Here is a 19,589-nt window from a genome sequence, read left to right on the forward strand (position 1 = left end):
CATGACGACCCCGTTCTACGGCTCCGACTACGCCGCCCTCGAATCCTTCGACCCCGACATCGCCGGTGTCCTCATCTCCGAGCTCGACCGCCTGCGCGGCGGCCTGCAGCTCATCGCGAGTGAGAACATGTCCAGCCCGGCCGTCCTCACCGCGCTCGGTTCGACGCTGAGCAACAAGTACGCCGAGGGTTACCCCGGCCGTCGCTACTACGGTGGCTGCGCCGAGGTCGACAAGGCCGAGACGATCGCCATCGAGCGTGCGAAGGCGCTGTTCGACGCCGAGCACGCCAACGTCCAGCCCCACTCGGGTGCCTCGGCGAACCAGGCCGTGTACGGCGCGTTCATGAACCCCGGTGACACGATCCTCGCGATGAGCCTGCCCATGGGCGGCCACCTCACGCACGGCACGAAGGTGTCCTTCTCGGGCAAGTGGTTCAACGCCGTCGGCTACGGCGTCGACCCCGAGACGGAGGACATCGACTACGACGAGGTCGAGCGTCTCGCCAAGGAGCACAAGCCGAAGGTCATCCTCGCGGGCGGCTCCGCCATCCCGCGTCTCATCGACTTCGAGCGCATCCGCGCCATCGCCGACGAGGTCGGCGCGATCTTCTGGGTCGACGCGGCTCACTTCATCGGTCTCGTCGCCGGCAAGGCGATTCCGTCGCCGGTGCCGCACGCCGACGTCGTCTCGTTCACGACGCACAAGGTGCTGCGCGGCCCCCGCTCGGGCGCCATCGTCTGCAAGGAAGAGCACGCGAAGGCGATCGACAAGGCCGTCTTCCCGATGATGCAGGGTGGCCCGCAGATGCACACGATCGCGGCGAAGGCCGTGAACTTCAAGGAGTGCGCGACGCCCGAGTACCAGCAGTACGCGAAGGACGTCATCGCCAACTCGCAGCGTCTCGCCGAGGGGCTCAAGGCCAAGGGCATCCGTCCGACGACGGGCGGCACCGACACTCACCTGTCGCTGCTCGATCTGCGTGACGTCGACGTCACCGGCGCCGACGCCGAACTGCGCTGCGACGTCGCGGGCATCACGCTCAACAAGAACGCGATCCCGTTCGACCCGCAGAAGCCGAACATCGCCTCGGGCATCCGCGTCGGCACCCCGTCCGTCACGACGCAGGGCATGGGCCTTGCCGAGATGGACGTCATTGCCGACGTCATCCACCGCGCCGTCACCGAGACGGACGGCACGCCCGAGCACCCCGTCGCGCAGGAGATCCGCGAGCAGGTCACCGATCTCGTCACGCGTTTCCCCGCCTACCCCCGCTGAAATCTGACCGCCTGCCGTGCGTGAGTACGTCCTCATCAGCGTCGTCGCTGCGATCGTCACGTTCGTGATGACGCCGCTCGCACGGTGGTCGGCAGTTCGCTTCGGGGCGGTGACGCAGGTGCGTGCGCGTGACGTGCACGCCCTGCCGATCCCGCGGCTCGGGGGAGTGGCGCTGTTCGTCGGCTTCCTCGCGGCCGTCGGTGTCGCCTCGCGGCTGCCGTACCTGTCGCACGTGTTCGACAGTCGCGAAGCCATCGGCACGACGATCGCCGCGGCCATGATGTGCGGGCTCGGCGCGTGGGACGACTTCGCCGAGCTCAACTGGGCCATCAAGTTCGGTGGTCAGGCGCTCGCGGCCTGCGTCCTCGTCGTCTCGGGCGTGCAGTTCCTCTTCCTGCCGCTGGGGGAGCAGACCGTCCTGCCGACGCCGATGCTCGTCGTGCTGTCGGTGCTCGTCATTCTCGTCATCGTCAACGCCGTGAACTGGGTTGACGGTCTCGACGGTCTCGCAGCCGGCATGGTGGGCATCGCCTCGTTCTCGTTCTTCGTCTACGCCTACCAACAGGCCGTGCAGTGGGGCGACAAGTCGGTGTTCACGACGTCAGCCTTCATCGCGGCGGCGACGGTGGGTGTCTGCGTCGGCTTCCTGCCGCACAACTTTCATCCGGCGCGGTTGTTCATGGGGGACGCCGGCTCGTTGCTCCTCGGCACGCTCATCGCGGCCGCCACGATCTCGTTCGCCGGCAACCTCGACCCGGCGGCCGTCTCCGGTTCGGGTGACGCCTCCGTCGCGTTCCTGCTGCCGCTGCTCGTGCCCCTCGCGATCCTCGCGGTGCCGCTGTGGGATTTCGCCGCGGCCATCGTGCGTCGCCTGCGCTCCGGGCAGAAACCGTGGGAGGCGGACGGTCGCCACCTGCACCACCGCATGCTGAAGATCGGGCACACGCACCGCGCGGCCGTGCTCATCCTCTACCTGTGGTCGATCGGCATCGCCCTCGGCCTCGTCTCGATGGCGTACTGGCCCGTCGAGCGCTCGCTCGCCGCCCTCACGGGGCTGACGGTCCTCGCCTTCGCGCTGACGTGGGGGCTGCCCCGTTGGCGACGCCGCAAGGCCTTGTGATAGTTTTCACAAGCAGGTTCAGGTGATGGATTCACCCTGGTGACGAGCCCGAACCCGACGACGTGATCCCCGCGCCAACGCAGATTGTGAGCCCTTCCTCCATGGACTCCGCCTCCACCTCGCACCCGGTGACCAACGTGTCGCCGTTCGCTGCGATGCTGCGTGATTCGCTCGTGCCGAGTGCCGCAGTGGGCGTCGTCTGCGCGGTCGTGTTCGCAGTGCTCAACGGCGTGGCCGGGGGAGTGTCGTCACTGTTCGGCACGGTTCTCGCCCTCGCCTTCTTCGCGAGTGGTCTGCTCGTCCTTCGTACGCTGCGCACGCTCAGCCCGGTCGCCATCATGGCTGCGGCGATGGCGGTCTTCTTCGCCCAGGTGATCGTTCTCGGCGTCGTCCTCGTCCTCGCGACGAAGGTGGAATCCCTCGACGGGCCTGCAACGGGCATCACCGTCGCCATCGTGGTCGTGGCCTGGCAGATCTTCCAGGTGCGCTCGTTCATGCGGACGCGGCAGTACGTCTACGACCCGGACGCGTCAGGCGCTTCGACGACGAGCGGCGGCTCCCAGTGAACCGCGGCACAGCGTCGGGTAGGATACGCAGTGTCTCCGGCGTGCACCTCGAGCCGCCGACCAGCCCGAGAGGGCAGGGGCGGTTCCACTGCAACAGACACACTGAACTTTTTTGCTGGATGCTGACTGAGGAGAATTTGTGAGCTTCATCGCGGGCGCTGCCCTGGTTGCCGACGGGGAGTCGTTCAAGTCCCCGGGCACGAGCGATTTCTGGTGGCCCCTGATCGGTGGCGACAGCAACTGGGCCATCACGCGCCCCGCCGTGGTCTTCCTCGTGTCGGCCCTGCTCATCGGCTGGTTTTTCGTCACCGTGACGGGCAAGAAGCTCTCGGTCGTGCCGAGCAAGCGTCAGTTCATCGCCGAGGGTGTCTACGACTTCGTGCGCAACACGATCGGGCGCGACATCATCGGCTCGAAGGACTTCATGCGGTTCCTGCCGCTGTTGTTGACTTGCTTCACCCTGATCCTGTTCAACAACGTGGCCGGAATCATCCCCTTCATCCAGTACCCGAGCACGGGTCGCATCGGGTTCCCGATCGTCCTCACGCTCATCGTGTACGTCACGTACCACGTCGCGGCGGTCAAGGCGAAGGGCGGCTTCGGCAAGTACATGGGCTCGCTCATCCCCCCGGGCCTGCCGGGGTGGCTCAAGCCGATCATGTTCGTGCTCGAGTTCCTCACGTACTTCCTCATCCGCCCGCTGACGCTGGCGCTGCGACTCTTCGGCAACATGATGGCGGGGCACCTCATGCTCCTCGTGTTCATCGTCGGCGGTGAGTACCTCCTCCTGCACGGCGGCAACATCGGCCTCAACGGTGCCGGCGTTCTCTCGTTCGCCGCGGCCATCCTGATGTCGTTCTTCGAACTGCTCATCGAGTTCCTGCAGGCCTTCATCTTCACCATGCTTGCCGCTCTGTATCTCGCAGACGCGGTCTCCGATCACCACTGATCGGCACTCTGTACCCCTTCTGAACCTCAGCGACACCGGGAAAAGGTCCCGGTGCCACTCGAAAGGAAAAGCACATGACCGGCGACATCGCATTCCTCGGCTACGGACTCGCTGCTATCGGCCCCGGCATCGGTATCGGTCTGATCTTCGCCGCCTACATCAACGGTGTGGCGCGTCAGCCCGAGGCCCGCAACATGCTGCAGACCATCGCCTTCACCGGCATGGCGCTCACCGAGGCACTCGCCATCCTTGGTCTGGTCTTCGCGTTCGTCTTCCAGGGCAAGTAAGTCCTGCTCGAACTGACCAGTCCCCCCAACAGATAGGAAGCCAAGGTGTTCCTCGCATCTGAAGGTGCAGGTTGGCCGGAGAAGCTGCCGCTGCTCCCGCACCCCGCCGAGATGATCATCGGGCTCATCGCCTTCGCGATCCTGTACTGGCTGTACAAGACGAAGGTCGTTCCGAACATGGAGCGCATGTACGCGGAGCGTACGGCGTCCATCGAGGGCGGCATCGCCAAGGCGGAGGAGGCCCAGAAGGAGGCCGCCGCCGCCAAGCAGCAGTACGAGTCGCAGCTCGCCGACGCGCGTGCTGAGGCGGCCAAGATCCGCGAGGACGCCCGCGCCCAGGGTGCGGCCATCATCGCGGAGAGCCGTGAGCAGGCCAGCGCCGAAGCCGCCCGCATCACCGAGAACGCGACGAAGCAGATCGCGGCCGAGCGTCAGCAGGCCTTTGTCCAGCTGCGCAGCGAGCTCGGTGGCCTGTCCACCGAGCTCGCCAGCCGCATCGTCGGTGAGTCGCTGCACGACGAAGCCCGTCAGAAGGGCATCGTCGACCGGTTCCTCGCCGAGCTCGAGGCGGGCAGAATCCGTCCCGAGTCCGCCACCGCCGGCTCCGAGGCCGCCGCCTCGAGCGCAGGCAGCACGCGGGTCGAAGCCTGATGCAGGGTTCGTCGAGGACGGCTCTCTCCGCGGCCCGGCAGGTGCTCAACGGCACCCTGTCCGGCCCCGGTGACCCGATGAACACGGCTCGTGAGCTCTTCGCGGTCGTCGACGTCATCGATTCCAACGCGACGCTGCGTCGCGCGCTGGGTGACCCGTCGCGCGAGAGCGAGGCCAAGCGTGGCCTTGTCCAGCGTCTGTTCAGCGGCAAGATCGGCTACGACGCGATGGCGGTCGTGACGGCTGTCGCCGGTGAACGCTGGTCGAGCGAGCGCGACCTCAGTGACGCTCTGGAGCGTCTTGCGGTCGAGGCCGCCACCGCTTCGGCGGAGAAGGCCGGTCGCGCGGATGCTTTCGAGAACGAGCTGTTCCGCTTCGAGCGGACCGTCGCTTCCGACGCGGGCCTCAGGGATGCCCTGTCCGACCGCTCTCGCAGCGGTGCGGACAAGGCCGGGCTCGTCGCCCGTCTGCTCGAGGGCAAGGTCGCCCCCGAGACGGCGCTGCTCGCCACTCGCGCCGCAGGCTCCCCCCGTGGGCGCGGTTTCGAGCGGGCCATCGAGGAGTTCCTCGAGGGCGTGGCCGGGCGCCGCGGCCAGTCGAGCGCGATCGTCACGAGTGCGGTCGAGCTGACCCCGGAGCAGAACGAGCGGCTGCGCGCGGCTCTGACGAAGATGTACGGCAAGCCCGTGCAGACGAACGTCGTCATCGACCCCTCGGTCGTCGGCGGCATCAAGGTGGCTGTCGGTGACGACGTCATCGACGGAACGATCGCGCGTCGCCTCGACGAGGCCCGCGCGCACCTGTCCGGCTGATCGACGCCCAAAGAATTGCCGCATCCGCGGCCCTGAGCCAAGAAGCACGGCGCCCGATGCGGGCCCATGACAAGGAGTGATGATGACGGAGCTTTCGATCCGTCCGGAGGAGATCCGGGATGCACTGAACGGTTACGTTCAGTCCTACGAGCCCGGCGCGGCCTCCCGTGAAGAGGTCGGCCGCGTCGTCGATGCCGCTGACGGCATCGCACACGTCGAGGGTCTTCCCTCGGCCATGACCAACGAGCTGCTTCAGTTCGAAGACGGCACGCTCGGTATCGCCCAGAACCTCGACGTCCACGAGATCGGCGTCGTCATCCTGGGTGAGTTCGGCGGCATCGAAGAGGGCCAGAGCGTCAAGCGCACGGGCGAGGTCCTCTCGGTTCCCGTCGGTGACGCGTTCATGGGCCGCGTCGTCAACCCGCTCGGTCAGCCGATCGACGGCCTGGGTGACATCGAGGCCGAAGGCCGTCGCGCCCTCGAGCTGCAGGCGCCCACCGTCGTCCAGCGCAAGTCGGTCCACGAACCGCTCATGACGGGCATCAAGGCGATCGACGCCATGACGCCGGTCGGTCGCGGTCAGCGTCAGCTGATCATCGGTGACCGCAAGACGGGCAAGACGACGATCGCCACCGACACGATCATCAACCAGAAGCAGAACTGGGAGACGGGTGACCCGTCGAAGCAGGTTCGCTGCATCTACGTCGCCGTCGGTCAGAAGAACTCGACCGTCGCCGAGGTCCGCGCCACGCTCGAAGAGGCCGGCGCGATGGAGTACACGACGATCGTCAACGCTCCGGCGGGTGACGCGGCGGGCTTCAAGTACCTTGCTCCGTTCACCGGCTCGGCGATCGGCCAGCACTGGATGTACCAGGGCAAGCACGTCCTCATCGTGTTCGACGACCTGAGCAAGCAGGCCGAGGCCTACCGCGCCATGTCGCTGCTGCTGCGCCGCCCGCCGGGCCGCGAGGCCTACCCCGGTGACGTGTTTTACTTGCACTCGCGTCTGCTCGAGCGTTGCGCGAAGCTGTCGGACGACCTGGGTGCCGGTTCGATGACGGGCCTGCCGATCATCGAGACGAAGGCCGGCGACGTCTCGGCCTACATCCCGACGAACGTCATCTCGATCACGGACGGCCAGATCTTCCTCCAGGCCGACCTGTTCAACGCCAACCAGCGCCCGGCTGTCGACGTGGGTATCTCTGTGTCGCGTGTCGGTGGTGCGGCCATGACGAAGGCCATGAAGGCCGTCACCGGTTCGATCAAGGTCGACCTCGCACAGTTCCGCGAGATGCAGGCGTTCGCCATGTTCGCCTCCGACCTCGACGCCGCGTCGCGCCGTCAGCTCGCTCGCGGTGAGCGTCTCATGGAGATGTTCAAGCAGCCGCAGAACAGCCCGTACCCGGTCGAGGACCAGGTCGCGTCGCTGTGGGCCGGTACGACGGGCAAGTTCGACGACGTCAAGACCGAGGACGTGCAGCGCTTCGAGGCCGAGTGGCTCGAGTACATGCACCGCAACCACGGTGAGTTCATGATGGCGATCCGCGAGAGCGGCAAGCTGGCCGACGACGGCAAGGACGTCTTCGCCGGTGCGATGGACGACTTCCGCAAGCAGTTCCAGGCGTCGTCCGACCACGGTGGTGAGGGTTCCGAGCAGTTCGACGAGATCGCTGCGGACCACATCAACCAGGAGAAGATCACCAAGCACAAGCCGTGATCTTCGTGATCGCACCTCGGCGGGTGTGACGAGCACCCGCCGAGGTCGGCCGCCAGGTCGACACCACCACCCAAGCCAGCACCAGTACAGAGAGGCGGAAAGCTATGGGAGCGCAGCAGCGGGTCTACCGCCAGCGCATCCGGTCCGTCCAGGCGACCAAGAAGATCACGCGCGCGATGGAGCTCATCGCTGCCTCGCGCGTGGTCAAGGCGCGCGAGGCCGTCGCGAAGTCGACGCCCTACGCCGTGGCCCTGACCCGAGCCGTCTCCTCGGTCGCGTCCTCCACGTCGGACATCGACCACGCACTGACGACGGAGCGCGAGAACGTCAAGCGCGCCGGCGTCCTCATCGTCACGGCTGACCGCGGCCTCGCCGGCTCGTACTCGGTCAACGCGATGAAGGAAGCCCAGCGGCTCATCACCAAGCTCGAGCACGAGGGCAAGGAGGTCGTCCCCTACCTCGTCGGCCGCAAGGGCGTGAGCTACTACAAGTTCCGCCGTCGCGAGTACGAGGCAGAGTGGACGGGCTTCACCGACAGCCCCAAGTTCGAGAACGCCGAGGAGATCGGTGAGCGTCTGACCGCCGACTTCCATGCCGGTGCCGAGGGTGGCGGGGTCGACGAACTGCACGTCGTCTACACCGAGTTCCAGTCGATGGTGACGCAGCAGGCCCGCGTCATCCGTCTGCTGCCGCTCGAGGTGGCCGAGGGTCAGCTCGACCTCGACGGCGACGGCAAGCCCGACGGACCGCTTCCGCTCTACGACTTCGAGCCGAACGCCGAGGGCGTGCTCGATGCGCTGCTGCCGAAGTACGTCACGGCTCGCATCTTCAACGCGCTCCTGCAGTCGGCCGCTTCCGAGCTCGCTGCCCGCCAGCGCGCGATGAAGTCCGCCACGGACAACGCGACCGAACTCATCAAGACCTACACCCGACTGGCCAACCAGGCCCGTCAGGCCGAGATTACGCAAGAGATCAGCGAGATCGTGGGTGGCGCCAGCGCCCTCGCCGATGCCAGCTGACCGCCTTCACGTAAAGGAATCCTCATGACTGCCACCATCAACGAAAGCGCAACCGCGGCCCCGGCCGCGGGCGGCGTGGGCCGCGTCTCGCGCGTCATCGGCCCGGTCGTCGACGTCGAGTTCTCGGCCGACACGATGCCGGAGGTCTACAACCTCCTGACGCTCGAGGTCTCGCTCAACGGCGAGCAGAAGAACATCAACCTCGAGGTCGCCCAGCACATCGGTGACTGGATGGTTCGCGCCATCTCGCTGCAGCCGACGGACGGCATCGTCCGCGGCTCCGAGGTGCGCGACTCCGGCGGGCCGATCTCCGTACCGGTCGGCGACGTCACCCTCGGTCACGTCTTCAACGCGACGGGTGACTGCCTCGACCTCGAAGAGGGCGAGCAGCTCGAGGTCAAGGAGCGCTGGGGTATCCACCGTACGGCGCCCGCGTTCGACCAGCTCGAGTCCAAGACGACGATGTTCGAGACGGGCATCAAGGTCATCGACCTGCTGACCCCGTACGTCCAGGGCGGAAAGATCGGCCTGTTCGGTGGTGCCGGTGTCGGCAAGACCGTTCTGATCCAGGAGATGATCGCTCGAGTCGCTCGCAACCACGGTGGTGTGTCCGTGTTCGCCGGTGTCGGTGAGCGCACCCGTGAGGGCAACGACCTCATGGTCGAGATGGAAGAGGCCGGCGTCCTCGGCCAGACCGCGCTCGTGTTCGGCCAGATGGACGAGCCGCCGGGAACGCGTCTTCGCGTCGCCCTGTCGGCGCTGACGATGGCGGAGTACTTCCGCGACGTGCAGAAGCAGGACGTGCTGCTGTTCATCGACAACATCTTCCGCTTCACGCAGGCCGGTTCCGAGGTCTCCACGCTGCTCGGCCGCATGCCGTCCGCCGTGGGTTACCAGCCGACGCTGGCCGACGAGATGGGTGTGCTCCAGGAGCGCATCACCTCGACGCGTGGTCACTCGATCACGTCGATGCAGGCCATCTACGTGCCGGCCGACGACTACACCGACCCGGCCCCGGCGACGACGTTCGCGCACCTCGACGCGACGACCGAGCTCTCGCGTGACATCGCGTCGATGGGTATCTACCCGGCCGTGGACCCGCTGACGTCGACGTCGCGCATCCTCGACCCGCGTTACATCTCGAAGGAGCACTACGAGACGGCGGTTCGCATCAAGTCGATCCTGCAGCGCAACAAGGAACTGCAGGACATCATCGCGATCCTCGGTATCGATGAGCTCTCCGAAGAGGACAAGATCCTCGTCAACCGCGCTCGCCGCATCCAGCGCTTCCTGTCGCAGAACACCTACGTCGCCAAGCAGTTCACCGGCATCGAGGGTTCGACGGTGTCGCTGCAGGACTCGATCGAGGCCTTCACGAAGATCGCGGACGGCGACTACGACCACGTCCCCGAGCAGGCCTTCTTCATGTGTGGTGGCCTCGACGACGTCGAGCGTCAGGCCGCGGAGCTGGCCAAGCAGGACTGATTCGCGCGCCGCGGCGGGGATGACCCGAGGCGGCGAGTGAGAACGACGAAGGGCTGGGGGTTTTCGACCCCCGGCCCTTCGTCGTGCATCGTGAGCAGGGCGCGTCGTTGAGTCGCGGCGCGCAGGAATGAGGAGCAGGGATGGATCTGGGTCTGAAGTGGCGGGTGCGTGAGGACGACCTCACGCGCGGTGACGCGGTCGTCGCGCCGGACGAGCGCTTGGCGTGGCCGAAGACGATCGGCATCGGCATGCAGCACGTCGTCGCGATGTTCGGTGCGACGTTCCTCGTGCCGCTGCTGACGGGCTTCCCGCCGTCGACGACGCTGTTCTTCTCCGGCGTCGGCACGGTCGTCTTCCTGCTGCTGACGGCGGGGCGCGTGCCGAGCTACCTCGGCTCGTCGTTCGCGTTCATCGCGCCGCTGACGGCCGCGACGAAGGCGCACGACATGGCGACGGCGCTGGGAGGCGTCGTCATGGCGGGCCTGGCTCTGGCGCTCGTCGGGCTCGTCGTCCAGGTCGCCGGCGACGGCTGGTTGCGTGCGCTCATGCCGCCGGTCGTCACGGGCACGATCGTCGCGCTCATCGGCCTCAACCTCGCGCCTGCGGCCAAGGGCAACTTCATGGAGGCGCCTGTGACGGCGCTCGTCACCCTGGTCGTCATCCTCGCGGTGACGGTGCTCGCGAAGGGGCTGCTCGGGCGCCTCAGCATCCTCATCGGTGTGCTCACCGGGTATCTCGTCGCGTGCCTGCGCGGTGAGGTCGACTTCGACGCCGTGGATTCCGCCGCCTGGATCGGACTGCCGCACTTCGCGTCGCCGTCGTTCTCGTGGTCGGTCGTCGGGCTGTTCGTGCCGGTCGTGCTCGTGCTGATCGCGGAGAACATCGGCCACGTGAAGTCGGTCGCGCAGATGACGGACCGCAACCTCGACGACGTCTCAGGGCGTGCGCTGCTCGGTGACGGCCTCGCCACGACGCTCGCCGGCTTCGGTGGCGGCTCGGGCACGACGACGTATGCCGAGAACATCGGCGTCATGGCGGCGACGAAGGTGTATTCGACGGCGGCCTACTGGGTCGCGGCCATCACGGCGATCGGGCTGTCGTTCCTGCCGAAGTTCGGCGCGATCATCTCGACGATCCCGCCCGGCGTCCTCGGGGGAGCGGCGACGGTCCTCTACGGCATGATCGGCATGCTCGGCGTGCGCATCTGGATGGAGAACCGCGTCGACTTCGCCAACCCCGTCAACCTCATGACGGCTGCGGTCGCGCTCATCGTCGGCATCGCCGACTACACGTGGACGATCGGTGACGTCGCCTTTGCCGGCATCGCCCTCGGTACGTTCGCGGCGGTCGTCGTGTTCCACCTCATGCGCGCCGGGGCGCGGGTTTCGGGGGCGCTCGCCGATCCGCTCGCGCCGCTGCCGCACGAAGGTGCGTCCGTCGCGGGCGCGTCGGCCGACGCAGACGCCGACGCGCAAGCGGACGGGCGTCGCTGACGACCCCTGTCGCACGGGCGTGCACACCCACCGGGTGGGCCGCGCGCCCCGGCCCGATTCGCCCGCTATCATGGGGGAAATCACCGACTCGAAGAGGAAGCCCGCATGAGCACCCTGAACGTCAAGTTCGTCGCTGCCGACCGTGAGGTCTGGGAGGGCGAGGCGAGCCGCCTGATCGCACGGACCACCGAAGGTGAGATCGGCATCCTGCCCGGTCACCAGCCGATCCTGTCCGTCCTCGTCGAGGGCGACGTCGTCGTCGTGCCCGCGCAGGGCGAGCGCCGTACGGTCAAGATCGACGGCGGGTTTATCTCCGTCGACAAGGACGTGGTGACGGTCGTCGCTCAGCACGTCGAGATGGCCGGGGTCTGAGGCGGTTTCGAACCATGGATTCAGCGATGACGGCCGGCGAGATCACTCTCGCGCTGGCCGTCATCCTGGTCTTGCTGGCTCTGGCGGCGATGGTGCTGCGCACGCGCGCCATCGGCCGCGACGGCAACCTCGCCGTCATGGCGGTTCGCTACCCCGGCGCGTCGTGGCGCACCGGGATGGTGCGGTACCGCCACGATCGTCTCGAGTGGTTCTCGTTCCGCTCGATGACGATGTCGCCGCGGCGCACCTGGGCGCGCGGCGACTTCTTCCTCGGTTCGCGCGCTCAGCTCGCGGACGGTGACCGCCCGGCGGCCCTGTCGGGTGACGCGGTGAGAGTCGACGTGCGCTGCGGTGAAGAGGCCTTCACCATCGCCATGGCGCCCGGTGACTACACCGCGATGCGCTCGTGGAGCGAGTCCGCACCGCCCGGATTGCACGCGGACGCCCTGGTCTGAGACCCCCGTCCGGCGTCTCTGACGGTCGACGTCCCGCCCAGCGGCATTGCTTTCGCGGCCTCGACCGCCACGATGGTCGGGTTTGGCACGGTGAGCGCGCCTCTTTCCCACAGCCGCCCTGTCGGTCGCATCCCGCTTGCAGAGCGGGCTCAGCGCCCCCCGCCGGGCTGCCACAACACGTCGCCGGGGCCTTGGGCGTTGGCGTAGCGCGCGAACACGAACAGGGCGTCCGAGAGCCGGTTGAGGTACTTGGCCGTCAGCGCGTTGACGCCGCCGGGACGCTCGCCGTCGGGCTCGGCGCTCTCGCTCCCGTGGGCGTCGATGGCCGCCCAACAGGCACGCTCGGCGCGCCGCACGACCGTCCGCGCGAGGTGGAGATAGGCCGCCGCCTGAGTGCCGCCGGCGAGGACGAAGGAACGCAGCGTCGGCAGGTCGGCACCGAACTCGTCGCAGGCGGTCTCGAGTTCGTCGATCCACTCCTGCTGGACGCGCAGGGGAGGGTGCGCGGGCTGTGTCACGAGGGGTGTCGACAGGTCGGCGCCGACGTCGAACAGGTCGTTCTGGATGCGCAGGAGCACTGGGCGCAGCCGCTCAGGCAGATCGGGGGCGCACGTCAGCGCGAGGCCGAGCGCGGCGCCCGCCTCGTCCGTGTCGGCGTAGGCGACGAGGCGCGGGTCGTTCTTCGACGTCCGGCTGAAGTCGCCGAGGCCCGTGCTCCCGTCGTCGCCGGTGCGGGTGTAGATCGTGCTGAGAACCACCATGCCCCCACTGTGTCACGTGCGCCCGATGGGAGGCGTTCAGACCGTTACCACTTCGTTACGCCGTGCGGCGAACCTTCACCCGGCGCCGCGCGTCTTTACCAGTGACGGCACCCGCCGGAGGCGACGCCTCCACGCCGGGTGAGGCGCGCAACGCGCCGGCCGTCCACGAACAGCTCGGCCCGCACGGGCGAGTGACGAGGGGGACGATCATGGCCGAGACGACGAGGCGCACGCACGCGTCTTGCTCCGAGATACTCGCCACGGGTGCGCATCTGGTCATCGACCACCCCGTCCCCGGGCGGGAGATCATCATCGACGGCCCCCGTCAGTGCACGCACGAGCGACCGCGTCCGCACGGCATTGCACACCGCACTGGCGGGCGGTGACGGCGACCTCGTCGTCCACCTGGCCAACGCGCAGGTGTGGGATGCGGCCGGGCTGGGCGTCATCGTCGGCGCGCATCACCGAGCCGAGCGTCAGGGGCGTCGCCTCGTCGTCGCCGACGCGTCTCCGCGTCTGTGCCGTCTGCTCCCGGGTACCCGGCTCGACCGTGTCATGAACGTCTCCGGCGCCTGCGGCTACGTCCCGCTGGCGCGCACGGCCTGACGCGCACTGCCTGACGCGTGGCGAAGCCACGACGCACGCGTGCGCCCGGCCTCGCGACCTGAGCACCCGGAACCTCGAGGCGGATCAGAACAGCCGGCGCTCGGAGTCGTCGATGCCCTTCAGCGCGTCGTAGTCGAGCACGACGCAGCGGATGCCGCGATCCTCTGCGAGCGTGCGGGCCTGCGGTTTGATCGTCTGGGCGGCAAAGACGCCGCTGACGGGGGCGAGGTGCGGGTCGCGGTTGAGTAGTTCGAGGTAGCGCGTCAGTTGCTCGACGCCGTCGATCGTGCCGTGGCGCTTGAGTTCGACGGCGACGGTGGCTCCGCCCGAGTCCTTGCACATGATGTCGACCGGCCCGATCGCCGTCATGTATTCGCGCCGCATCAACGTGTAGCCCTCACCGAGGGTCTCGATGTGCTGCGCGAGCAGCTTCTGCAGCTGCGCCTCCACGCCGTCCTTGACGAGGCCCGGGTCGACGCCGAGGTCATGGGCCGAGTCGTGATGGACGGTGTGCAACCGGATGCGCAGCCGGTCGTCCGACTTGCCGTGCTGCACGAGCCACACGCTCGTCACGCCGTCGGCGACCTCGACGTCCTCGGGTTCGACCTCGGCCATCGTGCACGGCGGCGCCATCCAGTTCAGCGGCTTGTAGGAGCCGCCGTCGGAGTGGACAAGCACCGAGCCGTCGGCCTTGACCATGAGCAGGCGCTTGGCGAGGGGGAGGTGGGCCTGCAGGCGCCCCTCGTAGTCGACGCTGCATTCGGCAATCACGATTCGCACCGGACAACCTTACGCGTCGGGCTCCGACTGCCCGGCCAGGACGAAGCAGCTGCCGAGCGTGACGACGAACCCCGCGATGGCAAGCGGCCACGTGCCGCCGCGCACGGCGTCACCGAGCAGGGCGAGGCCGATGGCAGCGGGCACCACCGTCTCGATGGCGAAGGTGATGGCGGCGACGGACGTCGCCTCTCCCGCGTCGAGGGCGAAGCCGTAGGCGGTCATCGCGATGATGCCGTGGGCGATGAGCACCCAGAACGGCCAGCTCGCGATCGTGTGCAGGACGTTGCCGTCCCACGGCAGGATGCGCGCGCCGATCGCGATACCTGCGAATCCGAGCCCCGCGGTGACGGCGAGAAGCGCGCTGTTGCGGGCGCGATACGCCGCGTACCCGAACGGCACGAGGAGGGCCGCGGCCACGAGCGCGGCGGGTGCCAGCCATGTCGGCACCCCGGTGGCGTGACCCTCCTTGGCGCAGACGGCGAGCATGACGAGACCGACGCCGACTCCGACGAGCGCCATGATCTCGCGTCGCGTCAGCTTGGCGTGCAGGACGACGACGGCGAGCACGGCCGTCACCGCGACCGACCCGGCGATGACCGACTGCACGAGGAACAGTGGCAGGGTGCGCAGGGCACCGCTCGAGGCGAGGAAGGCCACACCGTCGAGCGCGAGGCCGACGCCGTACAGCCAGCCGAAGCGCGCACGGGTGATGAGGTCGGCGCCGTCGGGCGCCTCCCTCATGCGCGCCACGCCGATCGCCTGGACGATCGTCGCTCCGCCGTAGACGAGGGCGGCGACGAGGGCGCCGAGCAATCCGAAGATCATGAGGTCATCACGGGGTAGATCGTCCCACGAGCGGTTGGTCGTCGCATCTGAAAGACTGGGCGCATGATCAACACAGTGGGTGTCATCGGGCTCGGCACGATGGGTGCCGGCATCGTCGAAGTCTTCGCCAAGGCGGGGCTCAGCGTCATCGCCGTCGACGGTTCGGCGGAGCTCGCCGAGCGCGGCAAGGGGTTCCTCACGAAATCCCTCGGGCGTGCCCTGAGCAAGGGCAAGCTCTCCGAGAGTGAGCGTGACGAGATCGTCGGCCGCGTCGCGTTCGGCGACGACCTCGCCGCGATGAAGGACGCCGACCTCGTCATCGAGGCGGTGCCGGAGCTGCTCGAGATCAAGACGTCGATCTTCACGACGCTCGACGACATCGTTCGTGACGACTGTGTGCTCGCGACGAACACGTCGTCGCTGTCGATCACCGAGATCGCGAAGTCGACGAAGGAGCCGTCGCGCGTCATCGGCATGCACTTCTTCAACCCGGCGCCGGTGCTGCCGCTCGTCGAGGTCATCCACTCGCTGCTGACCGACGTGAAGCTCGTCGAGGACGTCCGCGAACTCGCCGTCCGCCTGGGCAAGAAGCCGGTCGTCGTCGGCGACCGTGCGGGCTTCGTCGCGAACGCGCTGCTCATCGCCTATCTCGCGCGTTCGATCCGCGCCTACGAGACGGGTCTCGCCTCCCGTGAGGACCTGGATGCTGCGATGGCGGCCGGTGTCGGCTTCCCGATGGGCCCGCTGACGCTGTGCGACCTCATCGGCCTCGACGTCGTCCACGAGGTCTGCGGCGTGCTGTACGACGCGACACATGACCCGAGCGTCGCGTCGCCGCCGCTGCTGCGTCAGATGGTGGCGGCCGGCTACCTCGGTCGCAAGAGTGGCAAGGGCTTCTACACGTACGAGGCGGCCGGTTCGGGCACCCTCGTCGCCGACGAGCGCACGCCCGGTGAGAGCAAGGCGCACAGTGGCCGCGTCGGTCTCGTCGGCGAGGGTGAGCTCGTCGACTCGCTCGCCGAGGAGATGTCGTCAGCGGGCCTCGAGCTCGTGCGGGTCACGGCGGCTGACGAGGCGTCGGCGCTCGAGGGCGTCACGTTCGTCTTCGCCGTCGACGGCGGCGTCGAGGATGACGGGTGCTGCGGCGGCTCGTGCGCCTGTGGTGACGAGTGCTCGTGCGGTCATGTCGAGGGCGACGTCTCCGAGCACGCGCTGCAGATCGAGGAGAAGCCGCTCATGCGCGCCGTGCGCGACGCGATCGGTGACGGCGGCGTCATCGCCACGCTCGGTGAGGGCGCGGCGTCGGAGGCCGCGACCGGTGAGCCGTCGCTCGATGCGTGCGTCGTTCCCGTCGTCCTGCGTGAGAAGCAGCGCGCCGGCCAGGTGCTCGAGATCGGCCGCAGCGTCGCCATCGCGGACGACGCGGTCGAGGCCGTTCGCTCGTTCGCCGCGGCTGCGGGCTGGACGCCGGTCGTCGGCAAGGACCGCGCGGGCCTCGTCGTCGACGCGCTGCTCTACCCACACCTCAACGACGCGGTGAAGATGTTGGACTCGGGCTACGCGAGCGTCGAGGACATCGACACGGCGATGAAGGCCGGCTGCGGTTACCCGAAGGGCCCATTCGAGTTGCTTGACGAGGCCAGCTACGACGACGTCTCCGGTGTGCTGTCGGAGATGTACTTCGAGGCGGGGGAGACGCACCTCGTGCCGTCGCCGCTGCTGACGGAGCACCTGCTCGCGGAGCGGTCCTTCCGAGGCTGATGCCACGGCGCAACAACAGAGCGCAGGACGAGACGCGCGGCGACGTGAGCCGCGCGTTTCGTCCTGTCGACACGGTGCAGACCTACGCGGGCGGCCAGTGGACGGTGCGGGTCCTGCGCGGCAACGCCGACGGCAAGATCTACACGTGCCCGGGGTGTCAGCAGCAGTTGGCGTCATCGCTGCCGCACGTCGTCGTGTGGCCGAATGATCGGCTGGGTGACGTGACGGATCGTCGTCACTGGCACACGAGTTGCTGGCGAGCGCGAGATCGCCGTCCGCCGCGGGGTTCGTGGCGGTGAGTGTGCGCTCGCGGTCGCATAGGGTCGAGGGCGGACGACGAAGTCCGGGTTTCGTCGTGATCGTCGAGGAGGGGCGTTGAGCCTGCAGGAGATTCGCTCGAACACGGTGCTCGCTGCGCGCCGTCAGGACGTCGAACTGCACACCGCCGACGGGTTGACGCTCGTCGGTGAGTTGGCGCTGCCGCTCGAGCGAGACCCGGTGGCCACGCTCGTCACGCTGCATCCGCTGCCGACGCACGGCGGTTTCATGGACAGCCATGTCTACAAGAAGGCCGCCAACCGGCTGCCGGCGCTCGCGGACATCGCGGTGCTGCGGTTCAACACGCGTGGCACGTCGTCGCCGCGCGGGACGTCGGAGGGTGCGTTCGACTCGGCTGACGGCGAGCGTTTCGACGTCGCCGCCGCCATCGAGTTCGCGGAGTTCCACGAGTCGCCGGCGCTGACCAATCGTTGGCTGGTGGGGTGGAGCTTCGGCACGGATCTGGCGCTCATGCACGGGCTCGATCCGTCGATCGAGGGCGCGATCCTGCTGTCGCCGCCGCTGCGGTGGTCGCAGCCCGAGCACCTGGCGGCGTGGGCCGAATCGCGCAAGCCGGTGACGGCGCTCGTGCCCGAACTGGATGACAACCTGCGCCCCGACGAGGCGCGCGAGCGGTTCGCGGCCATTCCGCAGGCTGACGTCATCGGCGTCGATGGCGCGAAGCACCTGTGGGTGGGGGAGAAGTACGTGCGGCGCGTGCTCGACGAGATCGTGCGCATCGTCGCGCCGTCGAAGCTGCCCGAGGGTGGCCTGCCGACCGAGGTCGACGCTTCGCTCGTGGTCGAGGGCTGAGTCGACACTGAAGCGGTGGGCGCCTCTTTGAGTCCCGTAGTGGCTGTCTCGGACCGGTTGTCGACACTGACGTTCTGCGCCGCGAGGTTCTGCACGTCGTTCTGCTACCCCCTGACCGGGGCATGACCACGTGCAGAGCCACCCCAGCTTGAGTGGTGCAGAAACGACCGTTTGTGCACCAGTTCCCTCGCGGTTGAGCGCGACATTTTGGCAGGCTTAGAGCCATGCCGGAAACAGAGGAGGCTCTCACCAGGACCGCCTACAACGTTGTGGCCGACGTGTACGCCGACCACTTCCGTACCACCGAAGGCGAACAGCCCATCGACTTGGCCATGATCGACCACTTCGTCGCACTCCTGCACGAGCCTCGCGTGGTCCTGGATGCTGGCTGCGGGGCAGGGCGAATGCTGCCCTATTTGGCTGGGCTCGGATGCCACCCGGAGGGCATCGACCTCTCACCCAACATGGTCCGCAGGGCACGAGCCGACCACCCTGACTTCACCGTCGCCGTGGGGAGCCTGACGCACCTGCCCTACGCAGACGAAGTCTTCGACGGCGTCTTCTCCTGGTACTCCACCATTCACAACCCGGATGAAGACCTCGAAGTCATGGTTGCGGAGATGGCCCGCGTACTGCGCCCGGAAGGGGTGCTGCTCCTCGGTTTCCAGGTGGGACACGGCATGCGCCGGGTAGGTCGCGGATATGCGGCACGCGGCTATGACGTGGTGATGGCCAGATACCACCGAAGTGTCGAGAGCCTGACTGCTCTCTTGGAGGAGCATGGACTCACGGTGAGCGCTCAACTGGAGCGGTCACCTGTGGGCTCGGAAGAAGACGCGCAAGCCGTGATCATCGCGCAGCGATCTCAGCCCGCCTGAATGGTGTGGCTCAAACGAACGGTTTCGTGGAGCGTGGGAACCAGCGCCCCTGCCCTAGGGAGAAGGCGCAGTAGCGTGAGGGCGGCGCCACGAGGGCGTCGCGGCCAGCGGAGAGGACGCTCGTGGTCGACCTGTCCGTACTACCGGGCTTCCTCGGTGTCATTCTGGTGTTCCTCATCCCACCCGGCCCAGACATGGCGTACATGCTCGCGGTCGGACTCGAGGGAGGGCGGAGAGCCGCGCTCAAAGCGATCCTTGGCATCGCTACCGGAATGAGCGTCTACGCCGCCGCAGTCGTTGTTGGCCTGGGTGAGGTCGCCAGAAGTCACCCTGATTTGCTGACCGGCCTGAAGCTGCTTGGGGCTGCTTATCTGCTCTGGCTGTCGGTGACTACCGTGCGCCATGCTCGCGAGATGTCGGGACTGCTGCACGGATAGGTGACGTTGATGATGGAAGGGCCCCGCCGGCGGCGCGTGTGACTCCATAGGTGACTGGCAGGCGCTCAGCTTTGCCTTGCAACTGATTCGCCCACGTGCCGTCGGTGCGGGCATCCGAGTCTGGTTCGCGCTGGCCGGGGTGAGCATGACTTCATACGAGCTTGGCTGCGACCCCATCAACGTCTTGTCTGCCCCACCCCCGGCCCGC

The 19,589-nt window shown here is 67.8% G+C and carries 22 protein-coding genes; 19 read left to right on the top strand and 3 right to left on the bottom strand.

All coding sequences use genetic code 11. The features are described 5' to 3' along the window. Position 1: 1 nt before the first annotated feature. The 13 genes from glyA (at position 2) to J4Z35_RS13650 (ending at position 12,202) form a co-directional block, all read left to right on the top strand. Complete coding sequence (glyA, locus tag J4Z35_RS13590; protein WP_074041237.1) at positions 2–1,276, top strand: serine hydroxymethyltransferase; 1,275 nt, start codon at positions 2–4, stop codon at positions 1,274–1,276. Between the two features lie 16 nt (positions 1,277–1,292). Further along, on the top strand, positions 1,293–2,396 hold the full coding sequence (locus J4Z35_RS13595) for an MraY family glycosyltransferase (protein ID WP_074041226.1): 1,104 nt from the start codon (positions 1,293–1,295) through the stop codon (positions 2,394–2,396). A gap of 101 nt (positions 2,397–2,497) precedes the next feature. Further along, complete coding sequence (locus J4Z35_RS13600; protein WP_062257498.1) at positions 2,498–2,962, top strand: hypothetical protein; 465 nt, start codon at positions 2,498–2,500, stop codon at positions 2,960–2,962. A gap of 139 nt (positions 2,963–3,101) precedes the next feature. Beyond that, positions 3,102–3,911: a F0F1 ATP synthase subunit A gene (gene atpB / locus J4Z35_RS13605; RefSeq protein ID WP_074041227.1), complete on the top strand. Its 810-nt coding sequence runs from the start codon at positions 3,102–3,104 to the stop codon at positions 3,909–3,911. A gap of 74 nt (positions 3,912–3,985) precedes the next feature. After that, on the top strand, positions 3,986–4,198 hold the full coding sequence (gene atpE / locus J4Z35_RS13610) for an ATP synthase F0 subunit C (protein ID WP_062257494.1): 213 nt from the start codon (positions 3,986–3,988) through the stop codon (positions 4,196–4,198). Between the two features lie 45 nt (positions 4,199–4,243). Further along, on the top strand, positions 4,244–4,849 hold the full coding sequence (locus tag J4Z35_RS13615) for a F0F1 ATP synthase subunit B (RefSeq protein WP_074041228.1): 606 nt from the start codon (positions 4,244–4,246) through the stop codon (positions 4,847–4,849). Continuing rightward, on the top strand, positions 4,849–5,661 hold the full coding sequence (locus J4Z35_RS13620) for a F0F1 ATP synthase subunit delta (protein WP_062256364.1): 813 nt from the start codon (positions 4,849–4,851) through the stop codon (positions 5,659–5,661). Before J4Z35_RS13615 ends, J4Z35_RS13620 begins: the two co-directional genes overlap by 1 nt. 82 nt (positions 5,662–5,743) lie before the next feature. Continuing rightward, complete coding sequence (gene atpA, locus J4Z35_RS13625) at positions 5,744–7,378, top strand: F0F1 ATP synthase subunit alpha (RefSeq protein WP_038570542.1); 1,635 nt, start codon at positions 5,744–5,746, stop codon at positions 7,376–7,378. Between the two features lie 104 nt (positions 7,379–7,482). After that, on the top strand, positions 7,483–8,397 hold the full coding sequence (locus tag J4Z35_RS13630) for a F0F1 ATP synthase subunit gamma (protein ID WP_074041229.1): 915 nt from the start codon (positions 7,483–7,485) through the stop codon (positions 8,395–8,397). A 24-nt stretch (positions 8,398–8,421) separates the two neighbouring features. Beyond that, positions 8,422–9,882 carry a F0F1 ATP synthase subunit beta gene (gene atpD / locus J4Z35_RS13635; protein WP_062256367.1) on the top strand — a complete coding sequence of 487 codons (1,461 nt, stop codon included), beginning with the start codon at positions 8,422–8,424 and terminating at the stop codon, positions 9,880–9,882. Between the two features lie 140 nt (positions 9,883–10,022). Beyond that, the gene (locus J4Z35_RS13640) at positions 10,023–11,375 is read left to right on the top strand and encodes a solute carrier family 23 protein (RefSeq protein ID WP_074041230.1); all 1,353 of its coding nucleotides are present in this window, start codon (positions 10,023–10,025) and stop codon (positions 11,373–11,375) included. Between the two features lie 105 nt (positions 11,376–11,480). After that, a complete protein-coding gene (locus tag J4Z35_RS13645) occupies positions 11,481–11,747 on the top strand; it encodes a F0F1 ATP synthase subunit epsilon (RefSeq protein WP_074041231.1) in 267 nt (88 codons plus the stop codon). A gap of 14 nt (positions 11,748–11,761) precedes the next feature. Further along, positions 11,762–12,202: a DUF2550 family protein gene (locus tag J4Z35_RS13650; RefSeq protein ID WP_074041232.1), complete on the top strand. Its 441-nt coding sequence runs from the start codon at positions 11,762–11,764 to the stop codon at positions 12,200–12,202. A 149-nt stretch (positions 12,203–12,351) separates the two neighbouring features. On the opposite strand, the gene J4Z35_RS13655 is transcribed toward J4Z35_RS13650, so the two are convergent. Beyond that, on the bottom strand, positions 12,352–12,963 hold the full coding sequence (locus J4Z35_RS13655; protein WP_074041233.1) for a cob(I)yrinic acid a,c-diamide adenosyltransferase: 612 nt from the start codon (positions 12,961–12,963) through the stop codon (positions 12,352–12,354). Positions 12,964–13,227: 264 nt separating this feature from the next. Here J4Z35_RS13655 and J4Z35_RS13660 point away from each other — a divergent pair, with 264 nt between their 5' ends. Next, entirely contained in the window at positions 13,228–13,569 is a 342-nt protein-coding gene (locus J4Z35_RS13660; RefSeq protein WP_208065650.1) for an STAS domain-containing protein, read from the top strand. A gap of 84 nt (positions 13,570–13,653) precedes the next feature. On the opposite strand, the gene nucS is transcribed toward J4Z35_RS13660, so the two are convergent. Beyond that, a complete protein-coding gene (gene nucS / locus J4Z35_RS13665) occupies positions 13,654–14,349 on the bottom strand; it encodes an endonuclease NucS (protein WP_006945990.1) in 696 nt (231 codons plus the stop codon). Between the two features lie 9 nt (positions 14,350–14,358). Continuing rightward, on the bottom strand, positions 14,359–15,174 hold the full coding sequence (locus tag J4Z35_RS13670) for a hypothetical protein (RefSeq protein WP_074041234.1): 816 nt from the start codon (positions 15,172–15,174) through the stop codon (positions 14,359–14,361). Positions 15,175–15,237: 63 nt separating this feature from the next. Here J4Z35_RS13670 and J4Z35_RS13675 point away from each other — a divergent pair, with 63 nt between their 5' ends. The 5 genes from J4Z35_RS13675 (at position 15,238) to J4Z35_RS13695 (ending at position 19,381) form a co-directional block, all read left to right on the top strand. Beyond that, complete coding sequence (locus tag J4Z35_RS13675; RefSeq protein WP_074041235.1) at positions 15,238–16,935, top strand: 3-hydroxybutyryl-CoA dehydrogenase; 1,698 nt, start codon at positions 15,238–15,240, stop codon at positions 16,933–16,935. Between the two features lie 44 nt (positions 16,936–16,979). Continuing rightward, a complete protein-coding gene (locus J4Z35_RS13680) occupies positions 16,980–17,234 on the top strand; it encodes a hypothetical protein (RefSeq protein ID WP_231729374.1) in 255 nt (84 codons plus the stop codon). Positions 17,235–17,310: 76 nt separating this feature from the next. Then, the gene (locus tag J4Z35_RS13685) at positions 17,311–18,066 is read left to right on the top strand and encodes an alpha/beta hydrolase (RefSeq protein WP_006946044.1); all 756 of its coding nucleotides are present in this window, start codon (positions 17,311–17,313) and stop codon (positions 18,064–18,066) included. A 224-nt stretch (positions 18,067–18,290) separates the two neighbouring features. Further along, complete coding sequence (locus J4Z35_RS13690; protein WP_074041236.1) at positions 18,291–18,944, top strand: class I SAM-dependent methyltransferase; 654 nt, start codon at positions 18,291–18,293, stop codon at positions 18,942–18,944. Between the two features lie 122 nt (positions 18,945–19,066). Then, the gene (locus J4Z35_RS13695) at positions 19,067–19,381 is read left to right on the top strand and encodes a LysE family transporter (RefSeq protein ID WP_240742536.1); all 315 of its coding nucleotides are present in this window, start codon (positions 19,067–19,069) and stop codon (positions 19,379–19,381) included. The last annotated feature ends 208 nt before the right edge of the window (positions 19,382–19,589 follow it).

The organism is Dermacoccus sp. NHGro5 (genome assembly GCF_017565385.1).
GTDB classification, from domain to species: domain Bacteria; phylum Actinomycetota; class Actinomycetes; order Actinomycetales; family Dermatophilaceae; genus Dermacoccus; species Dermacoccus nishinomiyaensis.